At 59.7% G+C, this 22,353-nt stretch carries 22 protein-coding genes; 17 read left to right on the forward strand and 5 right to left on the reverse strand.

Translation table 11 applies throughout. The features are described from left to right. The first annotated feature begins 31 nt into the window (after nt 1–31). Nucleotides 32–619, forward strand: a complete 588-nt coding sequence (locus QEH54_RS12980) for a phospholipid scramblase-related protein (RefSeq protein ID WP_309019113.1) — start codon at nt 32–34, stop codon at nt 617–619. 48 nt (nt 620–667) lie between these two features. Then, nucleotides 668–1,051, forward strand: coding sequence for a VOC family protein (locus QEH54_RS12985; RefSeq protein WP_309019114.1), 384 nt, complete (start codon nt 668–670; stop codon nt 1,049–1,051). A gap of 179 nt (nt 1,052–1,230) precedes the next feature. Here the strand turns inward: QEH54_RS12985 and QEH54_RS12990 are convergent, their stop codons facing one another. After that, the gene (locus QEH54_RS12990) at nt 1,231–2,652 is read right to left on the reverse strand and encodes a tetratricopeptide repeat protein (protein WP_309019115.1); all 1,422 of its coding nucleotides are present in this window, start codon (nt 2,650–2,652) and stop codon (nt 1,231–1,233) included. Nucleotides 2,653–2,977: 325 nt separating this feature from the next. Here QEH54_RS12990 and QEH54_RS12995 point away from each other — a divergent pair, with 325 nt between their 5' ends. Beyond that, the gene (locus tag QEH54_RS12995) at nt 2,978–3,334 is read left to right on the forward strand and encodes a hypothetical protein (RefSeq protein ID WP_309019116.1); all 357 of its coding nucleotides are present in this window, start codon (nt 2,978–2,980) and stop codon (nt 3,332–3,334) included. A gap of 90 nt (nt 3,335–3,424) precedes the next feature. Here the strand turns inward: QEH54_RS12995 and QEH54_RS13000 are convergent, their stop codons facing one another. Further along, nucleotides 3,425–3,994: a hypothetical protein gene (locus QEH54_RS13000; protein ID WP_309019117.1), complete on the reverse strand. Its 570-nt coding sequence runs from the start codon at nt 3,992–3,994 to the stop codon at nt 3,425–3,427. A gap of 140 nt (nt 3,995–4,134) precedes the next feature. Here QEH54_RS13000 and QEH54_RS13005 point away from each other — a divergent pair, with 140 nt between their 5' ends. Continuing rightward, nucleotides 4,135–5,304, forward strand: coding sequence for an isochorismatase family protein (locus QEH54_RS13005; protein WP_309019118.1), 1,170 nt, complete (start codon nt 4,135–4,137; stop codon nt 5,302–5,304). A gap of 117 nt (nt 5,305–5,421) precedes the next feature. Here the strand turns inward: QEH54_RS13005 and tsaD are convergent, their stop codons facing one another. After that, nucleotides 5,422–6,453, reverse strand: a complete 1,032-nt coding sequence (tsaD, locus tag QEH54_RS13010) for a tRNA (adenosine(37)-N6)-threonylcarbamoyltransferase complex transferase subunit TsaD (RefSeq protein WP_309019119.1) — start codon at nt 6,451–6,453, stop codon at nt 5,422–5,424. 194 nt (nt 6,454–6,647) lie between these two features. On the opposite strand from tsaD, the gene QEH54_RS13015 reads away from it, so the two are divergent. The 4 genes from QEH54_RS13015 to QEH54_RS13030 all read left to right on the forward strand — a co-directional run bounded on the left by QEH54_RS13015 (nt 6,648) and on the right by QEH54_RS13030 (nt 9,791). Next, nucleotides 6,648–7,793 (forward strand): CsgG/HfaB family protein, encoded by a 1,146-nt coding sequence (locus QEH54_RS13015; protein WP_309019120.1) that lies wholly within the window; start codon nt 6,648–6,650, stop codon nt 7,791–7,793. Nucleotides 7,794–7,943: 150 nt separating this feature from the next. Next, complete coding sequence (locus tag QEH54_RS13020) at nt 7,944–8,963, forward strand: SAM-dependent methyltransferase (RefSeq protein WP_309019121.1); 1,020 nt, start codon at nt 7,944–7,946, stop codon at nt 8,961–8,963. A gap of 93 nt (nt 8,964–9,056) precedes the next feature. After that, a complete protein-coding gene (rpmB, locus tag QEH54_RS13025; protein WP_309019122.1) occupies nt 9,057–9,287 on the forward strand; it encodes a 50S ribosomal protein L28 in 231 nt (76 codons plus the stop codon). A gap of 327 nt (nt 9,288–9,614) precedes the next feature. After that, on the forward strand, nt 9,615–9,791 hold the full coding sequence (locus QEH54_RS13030; protein ID WP_309019123.1) for a hypothetical protein: 177 nt from the start codon (nt 9,615–9,617) through the stop codon (nt 9,789–9,791). A 433-nt stretch (nt 9,792–10,224) separates the two neighbouring features. On the opposite strand, the gene cysH is transcribed toward QEH54_RS13030, so the two are convergent. Then, nucleotides 10,225–10,944 carry a phosphoadenosine phosphosulfate reductase gene (gene cysH / locus QEH54_RS13035; RefSeq protein WP_309019124.1) on the reverse strand — a complete coding sequence of 240 codons (720 nt, stop codon included), beginning with the start codon at nt 10,942–10,944 and terminating at the stop codon, nt 10,225–10,227. Nucleotides 10,945–11,267: 323 nt separating this feature from the next. Between cysH and QEH54_RS13040 the strand changes: the two genes are divergently transcribed. The 4 genes from QEH54_RS13040 to QEH54_RS13055 all read left to right on the forward strand — a co-directional run bounded on the left by QEH54_RS13040 (nt 11,268) and on the right by QEH54_RS13055 (nt 15,781). Beyond that, on the forward strand, nt 11,268–12,452 hold the full coding sequence (locus QEH54_RS13040; RefSeq protein WP_309019125.1) for a methyl-accepting chemotaxis protein: 1,185 nt from the start codon (nt 11,268–11,270) through the stop codon (nt 12,450–12,452). A 212-nt stretch (nt 12,453–12,664) separates the two neighbouring features. Beyond that, nucleotides 12,665–13,873 carry a SpoIIE family protein phosphatase gene (locus QEH54_RS13045; RefSeq protein WP_309019126.1) on the forward strand — a complete coding sequence of 403 codons (1,209 nt, stop codon included), beginning with the start codon at nt 12,665–12,667 and terminating at the stop codon, nt 13,871–13,873. Nucleotides 13,874–14,002: 129 nt separating this feature from the next. Further along, the gene (locus tag QEH54_RS13050; protein ID WP_309019127.1) at nt 14,003–14,983 is read left to right on the forward strand and encodes an acetylxylan esterase; all 981 of its coding nucleotides are present in this window, start codon (nt 14,003–14,005) and stop codon (nt 14,981–14,983) included. A 30-nt stretch (nt 14,984–15,013) separates the two neighbouring features. Beyond that, complete coding sequence (locus QEH54_RS13055; protein WP_345785656.1) at nt 15,014–15,781, forward strand: alpha/beta hydrolase-fold protein; 768 nt, start codon at nt 15,014–15,016, stop codon at nt 15,779–15,781. 18 nt (nt 15,782–15,799) lie between these two features. On the opposite strand, the gene QEH54_RS13060 is transcribed toward QEH54_RS13055, so the two are convergent. Further along, a complete protein-coding gene (locus QEH54_RS13060; RefSeq protein WP_309019129.1) occupies nt 15,800–16,543 on the reverse strand; it encodes a hypothetical protein in 744 nt (247 codons plus the stop codon). A 90-nt stretch (nt 16,544–16,633) separates the two neighbouring features. Here QEH54_RS13060 and QEH54_RS13065 point away from each other — a divergent pair, with 90 nt between their 5' ends. The 5 genes from QEH54_RS13065 to QEH54_RS13085 all read left to right on the forward strand — a co-directional run bounded on the left by QEH54_RS13065 (nt 16,634) and on the right by QEH54_RS13085 (nt 22,320). Continuing rightward, nucleotides 16,634–18,439: a right-handed parallel beta-helix repeat-containing protein gene (locus QEH54_RS13065; protein ID WP_309019130.1), complete on the forward strand. Its 1,806-nt coding sequence runs from the start codon at nt 16,634–16,636 to the stop codon at nt 18,437–18,439. 232 nt (nt 18,440–18,671) lie between these two features. Then, a complete protein-coding gene (locus tag QEH54_RS13070) occupies nt 18,672–19,319 on the forward strand; it encodes a PspA/IM30 family protein (RefSeq protein ID WP_309019131.1) in 648 nt (215 codons plus the stop codon). A 48-nt stretch (nt 19,320–19,367) separates the two neighbouring features. Beyond that, on the forward strand, nt 19,368–20,741 hold the full coding sequence (locus QEH54_RS13075) for a hypothetical protein (RefSeq protein WP_309019132.1): 1,374 nt from the start codon (nt 19,368–19,370) through the stop codon (nt 20,739–20,741). A gap of 153 nt (nt 20,742–20,894) precedes the next feature. Next, a complete protein-coding gene (locus tag QEH54_RS13080; protein ID WP_309019133.1) occupies nt 20,895–21,584 on the forward strand; it encodes a DUF2293 domain-containing protein in 690 nt (229 codons plus the stop codon). A gap of 118 nt (nt 21,585–21,702) precedes the next feature. Then, nucleotides 21,703–22,320 (forward strand): hemolysin III family protein, encoded by a 618-nt coding sequence (locus tag QEH54_RS13085; RefSeq protein WP_309019134.1) that lies wholly within the window; start codon nt 21,703–21,705, stop codon nt 22,318–22,320. Nucleotides 22,321–22,353 lie beyond the last annotated feature (33 nt).

Below are 22,353 nucleotides of genomic sequence, written 5' to 3' on the forward strand. Positions count from 1 at the left end.
CCGGAAGTGGCGACCGCGAAGCATAGGTCGCATGCCCCCTCCCCTCGCCCTCAACCAATTCCTCGTCAAGGAACATGTCGGCCTCTTCAAGGCCGCCAACAACTTCGACATCCTCGATCCCGCCACCGGCCTGCCGGTCATGGAATGTCGTGAGGAAAAGCTCGGAGGCTTCACCAAGCTGATGCGCTTCACCGACTACAAGCGCATGACGCCGTTTCACATCGAGATCCGCGAACCGAACGGACCCACGCTAATCCAAGTCAAGCGCGGCGTCTCGTTCTTCCTCTCAGAAGTGGAGGTGCTCGACGGCGAAAACAACCTGCTGGGCCGCTTCAAGCAGCGCATGCTCTCCATCGGCGGGAAGTTCGACGTGCTGAGCGCCGACAACAGCTTGCTCTGCTCGCTGCAGGGAAAATGGACCGGCTGGGAATTCTCCTTCGGGCGCGAGGGCATCGAGTTCGCCCGCGTCTCCAAGAAATGGTCCGGCGTCGGCAAGGAGTTCTTCACCAACGCCGACAACTACATCCTGGAAATCAGTCCGGATCTGGAAGCGGATCATCCGCTGCGAAAACTGATCATCGCCGCCGTCATGTGCATCGACATGGTGCTGAAGGAGTGAATTCGCCAGCCGCCCTCCCGCCGCCTTCAACCCCAATCATCCAAGACCATGAGATTCGAACACTTCGCCATCAATGTGCCCTCTCCGGCTCGCGTCGCCGACTGGTACGTCGCCCATTGCGGCATGCGCATCGCCCGGAGGCTGGAGGAGGCTCCCTTCACCCACTTTCTCGAAGATGCCAGCGGACGAGTGGTCTGGGAAATCTATCACAACGACGCCGCGCCGGTGCCTGACTACCGGGCGCAAGATCCCTTGGTTTTTCACTGGGCCCTCGCCGTCGATGACGCCGTGGCCGAGCGGGCCCGGCTCGAAGCAGCCGGAGCCACTCTCTTCCAGGAAGTCAGGCCCGCCGATGGATCGCTGCTGCTCATGATGCGCGACCCTTTCGGTCTGCCGCTTCAGCTCTGCCAAAGGGCCGTTCCCTTCAAATAAACCTCCCCGCCGGACGCAGCGGAGTATTTCAACAACACGGTGAGATCGAGCCGACGCCTCCTTGTCGGGCGGGGCGTGGACCCGCAGCCTCTCTCCGTCGCCTCAACCCCGCACCTAGCAGCACGACCAAGGCGGCGAGGCTTTGCTCCAAAAACGAACCAACCCGGGCCTCTTCAAGGCTAGGGAGCTGGGATGGCTCGCAGGTCCTCCGCCAGTCCCGGATAGTCCGGATCCAAGGCCAGCGCCGCCTCCAAATGGGTCCGGGCCCTGTCGTACGCGCCTGCGTCCAGCAGCGAATATCCCAGGGCCAGCCGAGCCTCCAGCAGCTCCGGACTCGACTCGAGCAGCTCGCTCATCCAGTCACGCCCTTGCTCGGGGCGGACCCGCAACAGCAGCAGGCCGTAGTCGCTGGCGATCGACGGGTCGCTTCCCGCTTCCTGCGCTTGCAGGACCCGCCGATACGCCGCTTCCGCCTGCTCCCAGTTTTCCAGCAAATGGTGAAGCCGGGCCAACTGACGCTCGGCGTCCATGCCTCCATTCGCCCGGTTCCGCCAGTGGAGCAAAGCCTGCTCCGCCAACTCTCCCCGTCCTTCGTCTACGCAAACGGTGACGAGATCCGCGTAGGGAAATTCTCGAGCGGCCGCGGCCGCTTCCGAGACGGCGCCCTCCTCACCCCAGACCATTTCAGCCCAGCCGAGCAGCGCGTCAGGAAATCCCGGATACAGTCGCAACGCTTTCCCGAACAGCGTCGATGCCTGGTCTAAGTGCCCCCACCGGGCATGGCGTTGAGCGAGCGAAGTCAAGCGCTGGGCCTCGTAGCAGTGGGAATCGACAAACTCGAGCTGATCGTCCCAGCCTCGCGACAAGCTGGCTACCGAAGCCTCGAAACGGTCTCGAATCTGCTTAGCCGCTTCGATGTCGCCAGTTTCCAAATACAAATCGCCTAGAAGCTCGTATGGAGCCGTCGCCCTTGGCTCCGCTTCCAGGGCTTGCAGCAACCACTGCTCCGCAAGCTCGAAACGTCCTTCGCCCAGAGCTGCTCCAGCCAAGCCGACCATGGCCCACGCGTCTCCCGACGAACTGGCTAATCGCGACTGAAACGCCTGACGCGCCGCCTCCCATTCCCCCAGCTGGAGCAAGGCCTCGCCGCGGCGCTGATGGGCATACGCGATGGTCGGATCGAGCGCCAACGCTCGATCCAGATAGCGCAGCTGACGGCGAGTGTCCGAATAGTCGTCCCGCAAGGCGGCGATCAGGTACGGCCAGCGCCCGTTTTCCGGCTGATAAGCCTCCAAGCCGAGCAGACAAGACTCCGCCTCCCGCGTGAATCCGTTGGCGAAATAGAGAAAGGCCAGCTCCGCCAAAGCGCGCGCCTGCCCGTCTCCCGTTTCGCTCAAGCCCGAGTGAGCCGCGTCCAGCCGCTCCACGAACGAGTCGGGCCAACCGTGCAAAGGCGGGATCTCCGGCAAGGTTTCCACCACCAGCCGCTCGAAGGGCTTGCCGACCTGCTTGGAAAACTGGGTCACCAGCAGCGACAGTCCGCCCACGATGGCCAGGGAGACTAGCAGCGGGGCAACTTGCTTGAAGAATCGTCGGTACACAGGATGCGTTCGGACCGCGGCGGCGTTTCGCGGATCCGCCCCAGCCTCCGATATCCTACGCGAACCGCAAGCTCCCGGATGTCGAAACTTGTCTCGCTCTCCCTGGCTCTCGACTTGACTCCACCTCCCGGATGATGCCTATTGACCCTCAAAATGATCGCAAAAACCGCCACCACCATTATTATGATGACCAAAGCGAACACGCCTTGGGCTGGTGGCACGTACCGATTGCGCTAACGAACGCAGCAAACGATCTACCTGACGATTTCCGCCCAAGGCCGCCAAGCCTTGGGTTTTTTGTTATCCACTCAACACCAAGCATTCCATGATCACTCACCTGACACCAGAAAGCCGACCGGCCGTCACGGACGGGCAACTCGTGCGGCGCTTCCAGCGCGCAAGCCGCGCGGTGCTGCTCTTCGCCCGATCCCAACGCCTGCAGCATTTCCGATGTTGCCAGCGCCCCGGCGACGCCTCGACCGATGTCGACTCCTACCTCGCCCGATTCGCCCAACTGGAGGACCAGCTGCAGACTCTCAGTCGCAAGGCGCGTTGCGAAAACTCCGTGATCGAGATACTCAAACAGTTCTCCGACCTCCGCCGCCTGCCGCAGCAGTTTCCGAAATCGCTCCGCCAACGTCTCGCTCGGGAGATCGAAGCGGTTCTAGAGGCGCTCAGATAGCGCCCCGCCACTGCGAGTTCCGCCGCGACTAGTGTAAACCCAGCCCTGCTCAGCCGCGCTTCCCAGCGACCCAATCGAAAAACGCCAAGCCTAGTCTGCCGACTCGTCCTTTTTCTCTGGCGCCTCTTCCGATGCGTCGTCATCGCCGCCAGAATCCAGGTCGCCGCCTTCGATGATGAACGACAGCTTTTCCTCGTTTTCGAAAAAGAACTGCGGCTCCAGAGCGACCTGCGGCACTAGAAACTCCCGCTTGCTGGGACGGTGCACGTAGCGGGTATACTTGCGGTTTCGGGCCTTCACTCGCAGCACCCGCCGACGCTCCAGCATCAAAGCCAAAAAGTGCTTCAACTCGCTGTTCTCCTCCGAAAGCGTCGCTTCCTCCTCCCCCTCGAACAAGCTGATGAACAGATTGTCCGCGGTCAGCTTGAGAGCTTCCGCCTCCTCCTTGCCATCGTCCGGCTTCGGCTTGAAGACCTGAGTCCAGCGACAGATCTCCTCGCCCGGCAACTCCACCTGGTCGCGCTCGACGAAGGCCACGTCCACGCGCTGCAGTTCGCCGTCCTCGGTCTTCACCAAGGCGCTGGACACGCGCTCGTCCTTCTCAAACTCCCTATTGCTCAAATAGGACTTCCTCGCCACCGGGCTAATATGCCAATCCATGCCCATTCTCTATTTGAGCCCTAGAGCCGCTGGCTAGAAAAATCTCCGGCTTCTTATTGATTCCCTCCACGGATTGCTCTTTAAGCTTCTCACTTCTCGCGGCTTAAGCCGACCAAAAAACTCAAATCCAGCATCGCAGCATGCAAATCAACCGCAAGGTTCGCCCTGAAATCCTCGACTCCGTCGCCCTGCTCGTTCTCGACGCGCAAGACGTCTTCATCGACACCCTCCACAACAAGGACGCCTTTCTCAAGCGCGCCGCATTCGCCATCGAGGCCGCCCGCTGCCTGCGCATCCAGACCATATTCACCGAACAAGTCCCCGAAAAGCTGGGACGCACCAACTCCAGCCTCTACAAGCTGGCCAAGAACCCCAAGGTCTTCGGCAAGCACACCTTCTCCGCCCTCGGAGCCGCCGGCATGGACCGCTTCCTGCGCGAAAAGGAAATCTACCACCTGCTGATCATCGGACTGGAAACGCCAATCTGCGTCTACCAAACCGGACTGCAGGCCACCGACGAGGATGTAGACGCCACTTTCTTCAGCGATTGCCTCGGAGCCCGCCGCGCGGAGGACGAAGGACCCGCTCTCGACGCCCTCAAGCGCATCGGCTGCCAGGTGCTACCCTCGGAAACGGTTTTCTACAGCCTGCTGGGCGACGTTCATAACCCCTACTTCCGCCCCTTCACCAAACTAGTGAAGGCCTTCGGAGATCCCGACTTCTCCCTCGAGACCTACCTGGAAAACCGCGTCGCTCCCGCCGAGGACTCCCCGCGCGAGGTTCGTCAAAAACAGAGACCCCCACAAGGAGAGCAGCCAAGCGAAAGCGACGAGCATCAGGACAACCAAGCTTCCGATGATAGCGACGACGAGCGAAACGAGCAGCGACGCGGTCGTCGCCGCGGTCGCCGACGGGGCCGAGGACGCGGTCGCGATCGAGACAACCGCCAGGACGGCGGGGAGCGACCTGATTCCGAGCGTCCGAACGACGACGGTTCCTCCTCATCCGAATCCCGCCACCAAGGAAGGCCGAGCGAGCAACCGGACCCGACGCCCTCGAAAGGCGAACGCGAGCTGTCACCGACGCCCGCCGCCGCTGTAGAGCCCAAGGCGCCAGACGCCTCGACGCCTGATTCGGAGGCCGAACAGCCGAAATCCGCCAAAAAGGCAGCCAAGAAAACCGCCCGAAAAACAGCGAAGAAGGCCGCCAAGAAAGTTGCCAAAAAAGCGGCGAAGAAGGCCGCCAAGAAAGCGGCTAGAAAAGTCGCCAAAAAAGAAGAGCCCCAGCCCGAGTCTAACCAAGGCGAATAGGCCTGATTCTGCCACCTTCAGGTAGCCGTAGTCGGCGGGCGGTCGGAGATTAACGATCCCCCGCTCACCTGCTACTTGACCTAGTTCGCGAAGCCTCTCGCCGAAAAGCGTTCTAAATCAGCCGAGCTGCTCGATCTGCAATGCTGGATACACATCCAGCTCCCGCGTTTGTCGGGATTTCTCGAATACGTGACTGAAGGCGATCATTCCGGCGTTGTCGCCAGTGTGGCAACGCTGAGCGAGCAAGCTTTTTACCTGTCGACGCTTCGCCAGCTGCTCGAATCGATGGCGTAGATTTCCATTGTTGGATACGCCTCCCGAGAGGCCAATGCTTTTGTAGCCGCCTCGCTTCAGCGCAATGTCGGTTTTCCGTATCAACGCATCAACTACTGCCTCTTGGTAGGAGGAGCAGAGATGAGACAGCTCTCGCTCCACCGCCTGCGTATCCATTTTCTCCAACTGATAGCGTAGACTGGTCTTCAATCCGGAAAAGCTGAAATCCAAGCGTTTCTTATCCATCAAGGCCCGCGGAAAGCCATAGGCTTTGGCATCGCCGCCCGCAGCGAGTTTTTCCAGCTTCGGTCCGCCTGGATAGCCAAGGGCCAGTAGCTTCGCGCCCTTATCGAGGGCCTCTCCGGCTGCATCATCAATGGTCGAACCCAACAGTTTCAAAGAGCGGTCCGTATCGATGCGAGCGAGCAAGGTGTTGCCTCCCGATACGACCAGCGACAAATGCGGAAGCAAATCCTTCTCCAGATTGGCATCGAACGCCTCAGGGTCAGTTTCGTAAACGGGAAGGAATGGCGAATGAGCGTGGGCCCGAAGGTGATTCACTCCGTAAACCGGCACCTGCCACGCGACCGCTAACGCCTTGGCCACCGAGAGGCCCATGGCCAAGCAAGCGGCAAGGCCCGGACCGGTAGTCACTGCGATTTCATCGATCCGATCAAATCCATTCGCCGAGCGAGCTTCCTTGAGCAATGGCCCGAAATTATTGAGATGCTCGCGGCTAGCGAGATCCGGTACCACACCGCCGTATTCGGCATGCAAAGACACCTGGCTGCTGATCCATTCGCCCACCAAGCCCCTGCCGGGCTCGAACAGAGCGAGGGCCGACTCGTCGCAGGAACTTTCGATGGCAAGCAGCATTTCGACCACTGCATTACGCCTCTCGACTCGACGCGCAACCAAATAGCGGTCAGGCCCTTACTTGAATCGCCCCCCCTCCGCCTTCGGCCCGGCAAATAAGGTTTGAAGCGAACCCTTAGGTGGGTGAAGATAACCCTTGGTTGGATCCAACCCTCCCAAACTGTTACAACAACCACCTAATCCTAACTCAGCTCATGAAAAAAGCCTTCCTCCCGCTGGTGGTCGCGTGCGCGACTGCAGCGTCATCCTATGCCGACTACCTCGCTTACGCCGAAATAAAGGGCGACCTGATCCCCCTTCCGGAGAGCCTCGACGCCATCGCCGAAAACCAGCCGATGGACCTGATCAAGGTCCAGTACGGCGACTACGAAGGGCCGAAAACGCGCATCGGCGTGCTTCCGGTCGAAAACTCTTCTTCCACCGCCACCCATTCCATCAGCTACGGAAACGGGCAGACCATCAAATACTCGGCGGCCGACTTCAACCAGGTCCCGGTCAACGGCATCGACGCCATGATCACCGACATCCTCAACAACACCGGTCGCTTCCGCATCGTGGAGCGCGAGGTGCTCGGCAACCTGCTCGACGAGCAGGACCTAGGCGCCTCCGGACGCGTGGCCCAGCCCTCAGCTGCCAAGGTCGGAAAAGTCCTCGGGGCGAACACCTTCATCAAAGCGGTGGTCACCTCCTACGAGCCGAACTACAAAGGAAACAGCATCGGACTGGGCGGCCTCACCGGCGGAGCCCTCGCTGGCGTGCGAGTGGGCGGCAGCAAGTCCATGGTGCAGATGGCCTTTCGCCTTATCGACGCGGAAACCAGCGAGGTGACCTTCTCCAAGCAGGTCACCGTGGTGACTTCCTCCAAGAGCCTTGGCTTCGGCGGCGGAGCCTGGGGGGGCAGCGGCGCCGCCGGCGGCGCCTTCAGCAATTTCTCGAAATCCCCAATCGGCAAGGCCATGATCGTCGCCGTCAATGTAGGCATCTACGAGCTGATCAAGCAGATCGGTCTCGAACCGACCGAGGGCTCGGTGATCCAAGTCGCTCCCAACGGCCAGGTGGTGATCAATCTCGGGGAAAACGCGGTGGACAACGGCCAGGTCCTGCAAGCCATCAGCAAGGGCGAGGAATTCATCGACCCGGATACCGGTCTCTCGCTGGGGGCCATGGAAACCGCTCTGGGAAATCTGAAAATCGTGAAGGTCCAGGAAAAGTTCTCGTTCGCCCAAGCGGTCGACTTCGACGCCAGCGCCCTCTCCCGAGGCGACAAGGTCGTATCCGCCGCCCCGGTGGGCGAAATCGAATACGGCGAAGACTGGAACTTGAAAGGCAAGCGAAAGTAGTAGTCGAGGCAGCCCGCAGCTCAGCACCTTTGATGGACCCGCTTGTTCGCTCAAGCGGGTCTTTTTTCACGAGGCCCAACCCCGTTCAAGACCCTATCAGCGGCTTGACCCAGGGCCAACGCCGCGAATGCTGCACCCGCTCACGTTTTCATGACTGAACTTCCCACGCCTTCTTCCGAACTGCTCGACGCCCTGGCCGCCCAGGCCAACGCCGCCGGCTTCATCGAGCTGCCCGATTTCATCGAAACCGCGCTCTACCACCCCCAGCACGGATACTATATAAAAGAGCGGCAGCGGGTGGGACGAAACCCGCAGTCCGACTTTTACACTTCCGTAAGCCTCCGAGCAGCTTTCGCCGAGATCATCATCGAGGCGGCCTGCGATCGCCTTCGCTCCCTAGAAATCGACCCATCCGACGCCCATTGGGTGGAAATCGGAGCGGAACCGGACAGCTCGCTCCTTAGCCCGGAAGGGCATCCCTTTCGCAGCCTTGCCACTATAGGATTCGGGCAACCCATCGAGATTCCCTCGCCAGCAGTGGTTTTCTCCAACGAGCTTTTCGACGCCCAGAGCTTCCGCCAAGTCAGGGTCGCTTCTGGCGATTGGAAGGAATACGGTCTCAGATTCGAAGATCGCGAGCTTCGCTGGCAACAGCGAGAGACGCTCAGCGACGAGGCCACATCCTACCTGCGCCCCCTGCCCGATCAGCGTCCCGAAGGCTACACCATCGATCTTCCCACCGGAGCCAACAGCCTGGCACGTTCGATCGTCAACCAGCCCTGGGATGGAGTCTTCATCGCCTTCGACTACGGAAAAACCTGGCAATCCCTCCTACACGACACGCCCCAAGGCAGCTGTCGAGGCTACTTCCGCCACCAGATTATTCCCGACATCCTGCAATCGCCCGGCTGCATCGACATCACCCACCACATTTGCTGGGACGATCTGGAGAGCGCCCTCAAGCAGTCCGGCTTCGTAGACCTCTCGCTGCAGAGCCAAGAGTCCTTCATCATTCGCCGAGCGCCGAGCTTCCTGCAAAAGGTCTTCGATCCCTCGCGCTCCAGCCTCGACCCTATCCGTCGAAAGCTCAAGGAACTCACCCACCCCTCGCTCATGGGACAAAAATTCCAAGCCCTTTCCGCGACACGCCTCTCCACTCCGCGAGCGTAGCGCGATCCCAAGCGACCACGAAAAAAACGCATTTCATCCTTGCCAAGCGGGGTCCCGCTCCATTTCTTCCCCGTTTCTCAACCAATTTCCGACATGGCTAGAATCTGCGCAATCACAGGCAAACGTCCCACAACCGGCTCGATCATCCACCGCAAGGGTCAGACCAAAAAGAGCGGCGGCATCGGTACCCACGTTACCAAGACCACCAAGCGAAAGTTCCGTCCGAACCTTCAGCGCGTTCGCGTTCGTCTCGCTTCTGGACAAATCAAGCGCATCTGGGTCAGCGTCAAGGCTCTCAAAGCCGGCCTGGTGGAAAAGGCATAAGCCCGATCAAGCCCAATAGACTTTACTAATCAGCCGCCTCCTTTCGCAGGATGCGGCTTTTTCGCGTCCCTGCGCCCCCCTAGCCCATGCGCCCGCGCTGGCTCGCCAGGACTCACCTCGCTCCCAGATACCAAGGCCTGATCGCGCTCCCCTCCACGGCTCGTCGCAATCGCGACGGGCTTTCCTTCTCCTTCCCTTCCGTATCTGAGCTCAAAGCATAGGCTAAACCTATGATTCATATACTTTATAAGTATTTCCGAATATAGCTCGTATGTCGTATACTACCCACGAACAAGAAAAAGGAAGAAAAGAAGAAAGAAGAAAGAAATGAAGATGAACGAAACCACCATAACACGACTACGGGCGATCGGAATCGCCACCACCATCACAGCAGCGACCGCAACTCTGGTAATGCCAGCAGCTGCAGGAGTCCTCGCAGGACTGACAATCGCCGGAGCCCTCTTCGAGATGGGCCTGATGGAAACACGCAAGCGCGCCTACTAAGCCAGGCGGACCGCTTTTGGAATTTTAAAACTGACAACGCTAAACCAGCATGGCCGACGCGCGAGCGCGACGATCTGAGAACACCAAGAAACTGACACCCTCGGGGAAATCCGCTCAGGACATGCTGCAATTTATTGGGGTATAAAAAGCGATTCGAAACGCTCCTCAGGAGCGACGATAGCGAATAAGAAGAATAGCCTGCTTTGGGGATGGGGCCTCGGAGCAGGCTTTCTTGTGCCCTTGAACCCGCCTCGGCCGACTCATTGAGCCAAATACCTCGCAACTCTTTTTTGCAACGTGGCGAAAATGAGTTGCAAACAAGCCCGCTCCCCGGTTTCGCGTCGGCGATTTCGGAACGGTTTCCTACCAAAAAGCCGGCTTCGACGGGCGTCGAAACCGGCTCTCACATCGCAAAAAAAGTGTCGCGTGGCTGCTATATCTGGAAATCCGCCTGTCCGGAGAGCTCATGCAACCCGCACTCTCGCTTGAGACCTCCAAAGCGCGTGTCCTCCTCGGCCATGCCGGGCATCAATTTCGAGGTGCTGTGCCAGTCGCCCAACGAAACGTAGCCTTCGTCCCAGAGGGGATGGTAGGGCAACTCGTGCTTGGTCAGGTATTGGTGCATGGTCCGGTTGTCCCAGTCGAGAATCGGGTAGATCTTGGTCAGCTGGTTTTGACTCTCCACGATCTGCCGTTCGCTACGAGAGGCGCCTTGGCTCCGCCGCAACCCCGCCAGCCACGCCTTCGCTCCCAACTCCTTCACCGCTCGATTCATCGGCTCCACCTTGTTCATCAGGTTGTACTGCTTGAGACCCTCTTCGCCATTCTCCCAAAGCTTGCCAAACAATGCCTCCTGCTCCGCTGCGGAGCGAAGCGAATGGTATTTCTTTAGATTCAGATCCAATCGCTCCCGCAAATCCTCCGCGAAGCGATAGGTCTCCGGAAACAAGTAGCCAGTATCGATGAAGACCACCGGGATATCCGGCAAGACAGAGGTCACCAGATGCAGCATCACCGCGGAATGCGTGCCGAAGCTCGTGGTCATGATCAGCTCGTCGCCAAACTGCTCTGCCGCCCAGCGAATGCGTTCCTCCGCCGAAACTCCTTCAAGCTCCTCTTCTCTCAATTGCGTCGCTCCGTTTATCGTAGTCATCCTAATCTTTACTTTAGTAAATTGCTTAATTTACTGATGTTTGGTGTAGCAAGTGAGACGATCGAGTCAAGCAAGCGATTGCCAGGCGCTCGGACTCGAGGCAACGATCAACGGTCTGAGGCGGAGGATTCGCGATGGCTGGACTTGCTGGCAGAGCAAACGAACGCCTGGAGCCGCTCCCGGCCTACCGCCGAAAAAACCCTAAAAATGAGCGCATTCCGCATCAAGCGGTAGCCTGCGGCGCCGATACTAACTGCATCCTCCTCAAGCGCTTTCGGGTGCCGCGGGGGAAAAGTCCCTAAAATTGCTTCCCACCAACTAACATGCTCAAATCCGTCTCTATCAGCGCCCGACTTTACATCGTCCTGGGCACCCTCGGATTCTTCCTCCTGGCTGTCGGAATCCTCGCTCTCAACAGCGCCTCGAAAATCGACGCCGCTGCCGCTGCCTTGGCAAGCGAATCGAGCGAGGCTCAGGTGGAAAAAACCGTTGACGCGCTGCGAACCTCCGCCTCCTGGACCAGCGGAGCGACCTATTCCGCGCTCGCCCTCGGCCTCGGAACTGCCGGATTCCTCGGATTCTCCCTCGTCGGCTCCATCACCAAGCCGCTTCATGAAGTGGAAACCTCTTTGCTTGCCATGTCGCAGCAGACCGGCAGCGCCGCCACCCAGGTCTCCGCTTCCAGCCAAGGCCTCGCCGAGGGCGCCAGTCGCCAGGCCGCATCCATCCAGCAAACCTCCTCCGCTCTCGCCGAACTCTCCGAAACCACTTCCCTCAACGCGGAAAACGCCATGAAGGCCAGCGACATGGCGACTGAGACCCGTCAGGCCGCGGAATCCGGAACGCGTGGCATGAACGAGATGATCGATGCCATGAACGCGATCAAAGCGTCCAGCGACAACATCGCCAACATCATCAAGACCATCGACGAAATCGCGTTTCAAACCAACATCCTCGCTCTCAACGCCGCAGTGGAAGCGGCCCGAGCTGGCGAAGCCGGAGCCGGTTTCGCCGTGGTGGCCGACGAGGTTCGCAACCTCGCTCAACGCTGCGCCGCCGCCGCCAAGGACACCGCTTCGCAAATCGAAGACTCCATCCAACGCAGCGAGCGCGGGGTGGAGATCTCCAACCGCGTCGGTCAGAGCTTCGAAAACATTCTCGGCAAGGCTCGCGACGTGAACGAATTGATCGGCGGCATCTCCCAAGCCAGCCAACACCAGACCAACAGCATTTCTCAAATCAACTCCGCGGTGAAGGAGCTCGACGGCGACATCCAGTCGAACTCCGCCACGGCAGAGGAAACCGCCAGCACCGCCGAGGAGCTCTCCTCCCAAGCCGAAATGCTGCAGCAGACCGTGCTCGATCTGCAGCGCATCCTCAGCGGCAGCGGAACCGAAGCCGTCAGCTTCGCCACAAGCTCCCGCGCCAGCGTCCGATCTCAGAACCTCGACTGGGACAAGATCGGAGCCTCCTCGGAACGCTCCAAAGCGGAAGCGCTTTTCAACTAATTTTTCATACTACTAGGTTTTTAGGAAATCTTGGCCGACTCCGACGGGGGTCGGCCTATTTCGTGCCCAATTAGCCCAATCCAGCGCGAAACGGCGCCGTCTCGCGACCGAACTGAACCGGAGCGCGAAGCGAACCGTTTTCCGAGTTACAATCCAGCAACAGGCGCTCAGCGCCATTGCAGCCCAGACGCCAATGCGAAATACCTGAGCCCATGATCGAGCTGGCAGACAGTGCAGTGGAGCAATCGCTCGACCTCGCCTCGCGCATCGGTCACCGACTGTCGGTCGACGCGGACGACTCGCTCGAATCCGTGCGCGAGCGCTTCGAGCAACATGCATACGAATACATGGCAGTGCTCGAGGGCCAAGCCCTGATCGGCTTGTGCAGCCGAAGCCGACTGGGCATGGTCCTCGGCTCCCGCTATGGACACGCCGTCTTCGCCCGCCGCCCCATCAAAAAGAGCAAAGCGCTCTTCCCCGCCAGCAGGGTGACCGTGGACATGCCTATCGATTCGGTGCTGCAGACCGCCTTCACTCGATCGGAAAGCGAGGTTTTCGACGACGTGGCTCTGCTCGATTCCCATGGCGGCTTTCTAGGGCTGATCTTCGCCCACACCCTGGTGCGCATCCAAACCCAGAGGCTGCTGCGAAAGGTGCAGCTCATGCAGGAAAACCTCCACATGGCCCGCGACGTCCAGCAAGCCCTGCTCCCCCGCGACTTCCCCCAGCTCGCTGATCGATCGGAAAACCTGCGCTTCGCCCATCGCTACCTGCCCGCCGACATCGTGAGCGGAGACTTCTTTCACACCTGGCAGATCGACGAGAGCTCGGTCGGCGTCTTCATCTGCGACGTCATGGGGCATGGCGTGCAATCCGCTTTCGCGACGGCCTTGCTCCGCGCTCTGGTGGAGCAATCCCATCGACACGCCAAATCGCCCGGGCTCCTGCTGGAGCAAGTGAACCGCGAACTTACCGCCATCCTGCCTACGGAAACCATTCTCCTTTTCGCCACCGCCCTCTACCTCACCATCGATATCGCGACCAACAGCCTCGTATTCGCCAACGCAGGACACCCCGCGCCCATACGATACCAGCCGCGACGCCGCTTGGCCGAGCTGCTCCAGATCCCCGACGCCTCGATCGGCTCCGCCCTCGGACTGCTGCCAAACAGCAAGTATCCGGAAAGTCGCTTCTCCTTCCCGCTCGGAGCGATGCTCGTGCTCTACACCGACGGAATCTACGAGGTGACCAACGCGGCAGGCCTCGAGCTGAACAAGGAGAGCCTCGCGCAAGCCTTGACGGAAGCCCAGCCGAGCACGGCCGACCGAGCCCTGTCGACGCTTCTCGATCAAACGCTAAGCTACGCGACAGCGCCTCTGCAAGACGACGTGTGCCTTGTCGCCATCCACCGAAGCCAATAGCGATCCGACGAGCTGGCTCGACCGCGCCAAGCTAGGACCTTTTTCCAAGCATTGCGGATTTTGCCCCTCGCTAGCGCGATGCTTGCTGGCACCTTCACGCAAAACGAAAGAAATAAGCAAAAGCAATTGATGAGGTCCGTTCAGATAAACGGGAAACAGTTTTCCCATCCTTACGATTTTGATCCAACTTATGGATACGACTTGAAAAAGCTGCTATCGATAGAACCGCCGGAGGAGCCAGCGGAATTCGCCCACTTCTGGAAGCGCCGCTACGATCGAGCCCGCAACCAGTCGCCCGAGCTCTGCCTGGTCAACCAGCGCGAGCTGTCCTCCGCCTGGAAGGTCGCGGACATCAGCTACCGCAGCACCGATAGCTTCACTCTGGGCGGATGGGCCCTGCTTCCCAGCAAAGGGCATATCAGGCGAGGTTTCGTAGTCGGCCATGGCTACGGGGGCCGAGACCTACCGGATATCGCCCTGCCCTTCCCCGACTCAGTCATCTTCTTCCCCTGCGCTCGAGGAATCAGCCGCAGCAAGGACCCGCGCCTCCCCGAAGACCCGAATCGCCACGTCGCCCACGGCATAGAAGACAAGGAAACGTATGTGATAGGTGGCTGCGTCGACGACCTCTGGATCGCCGTTTCCGCCATGCTGGAGGGCTTTCCCGAGGTCGAGTCGTCGCTTCACGTTCTCGGCGTCAGTTTCTCCGGAGGCACCACCATGCTGGCCGCCCCCTGGGACCACCGCATCCAAAGCTGCCACGTCAACGTACCGACCTTCGGGCATCAGCAGCTCCGCCTTTCGCTTCCCACCGTGGGCAGCGGAGCTGGAGCCCAAGCGTTCGAAAAGAGAAACCCCGGCGTGGCATCGCGCACGCTCGCCTTTTTCGACGCCGCCACCGCGGCCAAGTACGCTCAAGCGCCGTCCCACTGCGCCTGCGCCCTCTTCGATCCAGCAGTGGCTCCACCTGGCCAATACGCCATCTACAACGCCCTTCCTCCGACGGTGCGCCAACGCTTCGACCTCACCGCAGGGCACCACGAGTATCCAGGGAAAGGAGACGAAGACGCCAGATTGTTGCAGGAACTTTGCGCCTTCTTCGAAAACTAGCCGCTTGTTTGCGCTATAACGGTTTCTAGCGTGAACAGGGAATATCATAGATGGTGGAGTCCGCGGTTGCAGCGGCAGATGGAGCTACTGGTTTTCGGACATGCCGGAGATCGAACACTGGTGTTTCCGACCCGCGGCGGGCGCTTCTACGAGTACGAGAACATGGGAATGGTCGAGCAAGCTCGGGACCGCATCGAAGCTGGCGAACTGCAGCTCTACTGCGTCGACAGCGTCGACGCGGAAAGCTTCTATTGCTGGTGGGCCCACTCACAGGGGAGAATCGAGCGCCATCAGCGATACGAAGACTACCTGCTGGAAGAGGTTTTCCCGCTGATGGATTTGAAAAATGGATACGGAAAGACCATCGCCCACGGCTGCAGTCTAGGCGCCTTCCACGCGGCGAATCTCGCCTTCCGCCATCCGGAGCGCATCGACAGGCTCGTCGCTTTCTCCGGGAGATTCGACCTCACCCTGAGCATCGAGAGCTTTCGCGATCTCTTCGACGGCTACTACAGCGAAGACATCTTTTTCCACACGCCTGCCCACTACCTCCCAGGCCTCGGCTGCCAGCGACGGCTCGATCTGCTTCGGAAAATGGAGATCGTCTTCCTGATCGGGACCGACGATCCGTTTCGAGAGAACAACGAGCGCCTCAGCCACGTTCTTTGGCAGAAAGGCGTTTGGCATGCCTTGCGCTACTGGGAAGGCCGCGCCCATCGAGCCCGTTTCTGGAAGCAAATGGCTCCCCTCTTTCTTACCCCGAGCAGCAGGGATCAGGAAAACCTGCTTTCGATGTAGTTGCTTTCTAACTACTCTTCAACCATCGCGGCTCATACCGCCTGCGATCAAGAAGTAGACAGGCCCTATGCTGATAAACGCATCGGCGTTCGGATACAGCACGGTACGCGAACTCTCGGCATCGATTTGGAAACCCTCCGCCCGGGCCACTTCCTCGGCCACCTCCGGCGAGAGGCGAAGCGAGCTGAGATACGGACAGTTCACCGAAATGGTGGCTTCGCCTCCTGTGACCATCAGACCTGGCTGGTTGCGCCGGGCCCAATCCTCAATCCCGCCCACGAGTTCGACGAAAGCGAAAACGCCAAGCTCCTCCCAATAGGAGATCTCTTCCTCGTAGGGAGGACGCTTGATCACGTACAGGTACGCCCGCTCGATCACGTCGCGATACTCCGATTCGTCGTAAGCGAGCTCCTCTAGATAGATCCGAACCCACTCCACATAGGGATGAGCCGGAGCGCCGTTTTCCGCGACCGCGCTTTCAGCTGGCTGCTGGCCAAATACGTCAAGAAACGCGTTTCGACGCGCCACGCCGGCCTTTTGTTTCGAACTCAGGCTTCGGGCCAACGTCTTCTTCGCATCCGCATAGCTCTCCGATTTCTTCAAGCGCTTCGCGTCCGATTCGTTCAGCTCGCCAAACGTCAGAACGAGCGCGGCGTCGCGGCGCTGCTGAGCGAGACTGTCGGTCGAAGCGCCGAGCGAGAGGGCGCAGACGGCGAACCAAACAAAAAAGCAAACGAGTCCAAACAATGCGTTTCGGGGCATGGCACCTACTAGATTCGTTCAACGCGCATCCGTCAACGATGGTCGTTTCACTTGCCCGCGCCCAAGGGGCAATTAAGTTATTAGACGTTCATGCGCTATCTCATCCGACCCCATTTCGCCCTCCTATTCGCTCTCGCAGCCCTGCAAGCCGCCCTTTTCGCCGCTCCATCCGGCGGACCCTACGGACCGATCCAGCAGTCCTACGAGATTCCCGCGGAGGGCGCCGTCTTTTACGTTTCTCCCGACGGAGACGAGCGAAGCGAAGGCGCTTCCATCGAGAGTCCGACCACGCTCGAGAACGCCATCGCCCAGGCCAGCACGGGGGACGCCATCGTCCTGCGCGGCGGCGACTATCGCGTGGGCAGCCTTCGCCTCAGCCAAGGCATCGTTCTGCAACCCTATCAGAGCGAGCGTCCGGTGCTCAAAGGCACGCGCATCGCCCGCGATTGGGTCGAAGTCGGCGACGGGCTCTGGCGGACCGACTGGGACACGCTCTTCCCTGCCCAGCCCGCCGACTGGTGGCGCAGGGAGCGAAACGTGCAGCGCACCCCGCTGCATCGCTTCAACAACGACATGGTCTTCATCGACGGCCAGAGGCTGCTTTCAGCCGGTTCGCTGGAGGAGCTGTCCGAAGGCGTCTTCTTCATCGACTACCTCGAAGGCACGGTGACCATCGCTCAGGACCCGAGCGGAAAAACGATCGAGATCACGGCCCACAACTCCGCTCTGACCCGCACCATGCGGGCGGCCCACGGCAAAGCCAACGACGGCATCGGTCCCACCATACGCGGCATCACCTTCACCCAATACGCTCGCCTCGCCCTGGAAATCGAAGGCATCGAGCCTGGCGAATACACCTCCCCGGAGAACTTCGGCAAGGAGGTCGTAGGCGCCACTCTGGAGCACCTCACCATCTCCCACTGTTCGCGCGTTGCCGGATACTTCCGCGGCGACAACCTCACGATTCGCAACTGCCTCATCTCCGACTGCGGCACCGAAGGCATCTACGTCATCAACTCAGCTGACCTCCTCCTGGAACGAAACATCGTCACTCGAACCAACAGCCACGAGCAGTTCAGCGGCTACTACGCGTCCTCGGTCAAGATCTTCAACCAATCCTACAATGCGGTCTGCCGAGACAATCTCATCATCGACAACCCCCACGCCAGCGGCATCTGGTACGATGTGGGAAACGTGGACGGCTTGGTGGTGGACAACTGGTTCCAAAACACCAACGACGGCTTCTTCTTCGAGATCTCCAAGGGAGCCATCGCGATGGGCAACGTCTTCGTCAACTGCTCGCCTGGCTCGAGGGTCCTCAATAGCAGCGGGGTCAAGCTGTATCAAAACACCTACTACAACAGCCGTGCGGAGTTCATCCGAACGGAGCGCTCCCACACCGCGGGCGACCACTTCGGCTGGCACGCCAGTTCGGGGCCTGACGTCGAGGAGCGGCACAGCCACGCCTTCATCAACAATCTGCTCCACGCCGACAACCATTTCGAAGAATCGCTGGTCGCATTCTTCGAGACCCCAGGCGTCACCGAGCGCGTCGAGACGCCACAGCTCGAGGCCATGAACGGCAACGTCTACGCGCGCACCAGCAGCCGCGGCGAGCAGCCACTGTTCGCTCTTAGCTCCGCAAACGCGGACGAGCCCTTCCGCCCCGTGCACGGACTGGTCGAATTGCGAAACGAGTATCCAAGCTTCGAGGACGCTGGAGTGGAATTGCTCGACTACTGGGGTCCGCTTTTCAAAAGCAAGGAGCTCCTCAACTTCGAGCTGCTGAGCGACTTCCCAGCCGCCGAACATGGCGCCGAGTTGCCCGCTTCCGCCCAAAACCTCTGGCGGAAGCAACCAAGCCCCGCTTTTCCCGGGGCCTACCCGCCCCGATGATAACGACTCTTTCCGACAGACGGCGTACCTTTTAGGTACGCCTTTTTTGTTCCCTATTTGTACGAAACATAAAGCCACATACCTTTCGATAGCCCAGACAGAATTCCTTTCTCACTGAAGATCAGCAACTAACAACCCAGCAGCGATCAACGACAGCCTTCTTGGCACGGGGAGTGATTAAAGAGACGCGGATATTTCTTCCGAAAACGTCAACACAAGAGAAAGGATCGCTATGAAACGCATAAAACGCTGGACTGCTAGCATCGTATCGGGGTTCGACTCCGTCATCAACCAAGTCGAAAACCACGAATCGGTGGTGAACGGCTCCCTTCGTGAGCTGCACGAGCATGCCGCTCGCGCCAAAGTGAAGCTCGGCCGCCTGAAGGGCGAGCTCGCTTCCATGAAAAGCAAATCGACCGAACTGGAACAGGCGCGCGAAAAATGGACCCAGCGAGCTCTCTCGCTCCGCGACGCGGATAAGAAAAAGGCCCTCGAGTGCCTCCGCCGGCGCAGGCGTGTCGAGACGGAAATCGAAAGGATCAGCCAAGAGCTTCCGCGCCATGAAGCCCTCGTCGCCAACATTGAAAACGACGTATCCAAGCTGGAAGCTCGCATCGACGACATCCGACGAAAGAAGCTCTCGTTCAGCAGTCGAGCCAGTCGGGCCAAAGCTATGGAAGTGATACGCGATCACGACCTCGATCATTCAAACTGCGTGGACGACGTTTTCGAACGCTGGGAGATCAAGCTAACGGAATCGGAAATAGGAGCCAACCTCGGCGTGGGCTCCGACTCCCTGGAGGACGAGTTCCTCAAAGAGGAGGAGGAGGCCGAGCTAGAGCGTCAGCTCGAAGCGCTAGACGATACGGAAAAACGCTAAGCGAGCTCGCATCGAACTGTATCCAAGAAACCAAACCTTTCATCTGATATGAATATAGAAAACACTTCCCCATCCTTCGAAACACCGGAACCGGACGCGTGCGAAACGCTACAGCAACCTGCGCCAGACGAGACCGAGCGATCGCGTATCTGGAGCAAGCTCCCTCAACTCCTTCGCTGGATCGGAGGCATATCCCTATTTGGATCAGCCGCGGCCTTTCTGCTGGGCGGATGGATGGACGCGGAACCGCTAACGCGGTACTACAGTTTCTTCGGACTCACCACCGTTCTCTCGCTGGCAGGCCTGTTTTGTGGACTGCGCCTGAAGGAGGACAAAGGAGCTAGAACCTTTCTCGCTCTTGGGACCGCGTTCCTGCCGGCGCTTTTCTGCCAGCTCGGAGGACTTGTCTACGCAAAACGGATCGGGCATTCGTCACAGTTTTCCGAATACTTCCACCTATTTCAGTTCGACCCAATCAGTTCCCCACTGCTCGCCCTTACCCTCGCGGTTGCCCTAGCGCTGCTGCCGCTCTACGCCTTCTTGGGCTTCTCGTCGATGGCTCGAAAGGACGCCAAGGCCCTGACCTTGACCTACATCCTGTCGAATGCGGTCCTGCTCATCCCGACCCGCAGCGATCTCGCCATCACCAGCATAGGCCTGGCGTTGCTAACTGGACTCGTATCCACGGATTTACGACACTTCGCTAAGCGGCCTAGCTTGAAGAACTGGGATGGACGAGCCATGCGGACCTTGCTCTTCGCGCCCTTCGCCCTTCTGCTCTTGAGAAACGCGTTGCTGCACGACGTATCCACTTCTCTGGCCAGCCTGCTCTTCGCTTCGATCGGCGCTCTTTTCTTCGTGGCTTTGCCAAAGTGCTGCCAAAGCGCCGGCCTGCAGCGTTTCTACCAGCACTTCAGCATCCTGCCACTGTTCGTAGCTTGGATGGCTTTCATTTCGTCGTTCGAGTTCAACGCCCATCCGATCGGTATCAGCTTCTACCTTACATTCGGTTCGATTCCTTTCGCCCTTATTCTCTTGGCGCTCTCCAAACGAGCCGTGGACGGGGGCCGTTCGCTACGCTTCCTCGCAGCTGCCTTGGCCATTTCAAGCGCAGTTTTCCAAATGTCCGATCTCGGCGGCCTAGCAGCGTCCGCCCTCTCCCTCATCGTATCCATCGCGGCGATCGTCGGCTCCTACTTCCTGCGCGAGAAAGGCATCCTCTACCTGGGCCTCATCGGCACGGCCGTGAGCCTTATCTTTCACCTTGGTTTCGCTATCGACCTCTATCAGAGCAAGCTTTGGCTTTCGCTGGCTGGCACCGGGGTCGCCGTCATCCTTGCCGCTTCCTACCTGGAACGCCATTGGCAACGCCTTCTTTCCCAAGGCAAGGAACTGCGAAGCAGTCTGCAAAGCTGGAGCTAAGCCTCAGCCACCTCCTCGCCGCAGCGAGCCAGCAAACCGATTCTAATCAGACGAAAGGCAGCGGCGGACCGAGCGTTTACGGTTCGCCGCTTTTGCGGGCGGAAACGCTTGTCGCTTGCCAGACGCTGCCACATTCCTAGCCCTCCTCCTTAGATGCCCAATCAAGACAGAGAGGTACGCCCACATTCCCAACCGCGCCAAGCGATTTCGCTGGAGGGACTCGTGCTCACCGCGCCTGAAAACTGGTCCCTGCTCGCCCCTGGCGACGCGGCCCTGACCCGACGCGTCAAGGCGGCCACGCCAACCTGGACCGTGAAGGAGAAGCGGGGTCGACGCGTCATTTCCCTCGGCGTCTGGGCCGATAGCGAAGTCATCGAGACGGAACGACTGAAGCTGCTCATCGAGCGCCAATCTCCCGCCTACAAGAAGCGCCTCGCAGCCGACCGACGACGCCGATCAGAAAAACAGACCGCCTACGAGCGAACGTTTCGCGAAGCGGTGCTGCGCTACCTCGATTTCCACTCGTCCTATCAGGACCTTGCTGCAGCCCTGGCGAGCCGCATCGCCGATCACGCCGTACCCGTGGGCAGCGGCACCGTCGCCCGCACCCAGCGCATCCCTCTCGAGCGCCGCGCCGAAGCCGCCACCATCGCCTGGCTGCGACACCAGACGACCGGCTACGACCACATGTCGATTCCGCTCATCAAAGGGCGAAGACGGGAAACCCGACGCAAACTCGCCGCCCAGTCCAAGGCGCTGCTCGACGTCTACCGAAAGGGCCTGCCAGTGGACTCCACGAAATGCCCTTTGCAAATCTCCATCTCCTCACCGATAGACAGCTAGCCGGTCTAGCGAGCATTTGCCCGATTATTCGCGAACAAAACCAGCTTCAAAGCGTCTGCCCTAGAGGCGGCCTCTCCGTCGCCGACCAATTCGCCCGCTCATCCCTGACACCGCCCACATGTACCACGGAGAACGTTTCAACAGCATCAGCCACCTCGTCGGGTCGTTTCTCGCCCTCGTCGGACTATCTCTCCTCGTAGTGTTCGGATCACTACAAGGAGACCCCTGGAAGATCGTCAGCTTCAGCGTCTACGGAGCCAGCCTGCTGCTGCTCTACGCCTTCTCGTCGCTCTACCATAGCATTCGCGGACCTGCCAAGCGACTGTTCCAAACCTTCGACCACCTCGCGATCTACCTTCTCATCGCCGGCACCTACACGCCTTTCACCTTGGTGACGCTCCGTGGGCCGTGGGGCTGGTCCCTCTTCGGAGCGGTCTGGGGACTGGCCCTTCTCGGCATCCTGCTGGAAACGCGTTTCAAAAGCGAAAAACGCATCCTCCCGGTGGTCGTTTACATTGGCATGGGCTGGCTGATCGCCATCGCCTTCAAACCGCTTCTGTCCGCCCTGCCGCCACGCGGCATCACTCTGCTGGTCGCTGGCGGTCTGCTCTACAGCGTCGGCGTCATTTTCTACGCCCTCGACAAAAAGGTCCGCCACTTCCACGGCATTTGGCATCTCTTCGTGCTGGGCGGCAGCATTTGCCACTACCTGGCCATCTTTCTCGACGTCCTGTAGAAAACCGCAGCCTGCACGCCAGAGGATTTTCGT

Origin of the sequence: Pelagicoccus sp. SDUM812003 (genome assembly GCF_031127815.1) — a bacterium.
In the GTDB taxonomy this organism is placed as follows: domain Bacteria; phylum Verrucomicrobiota; class Verrucomicrobiia; order Opitutales; family Opitutaceae; genus Pelagicoccus.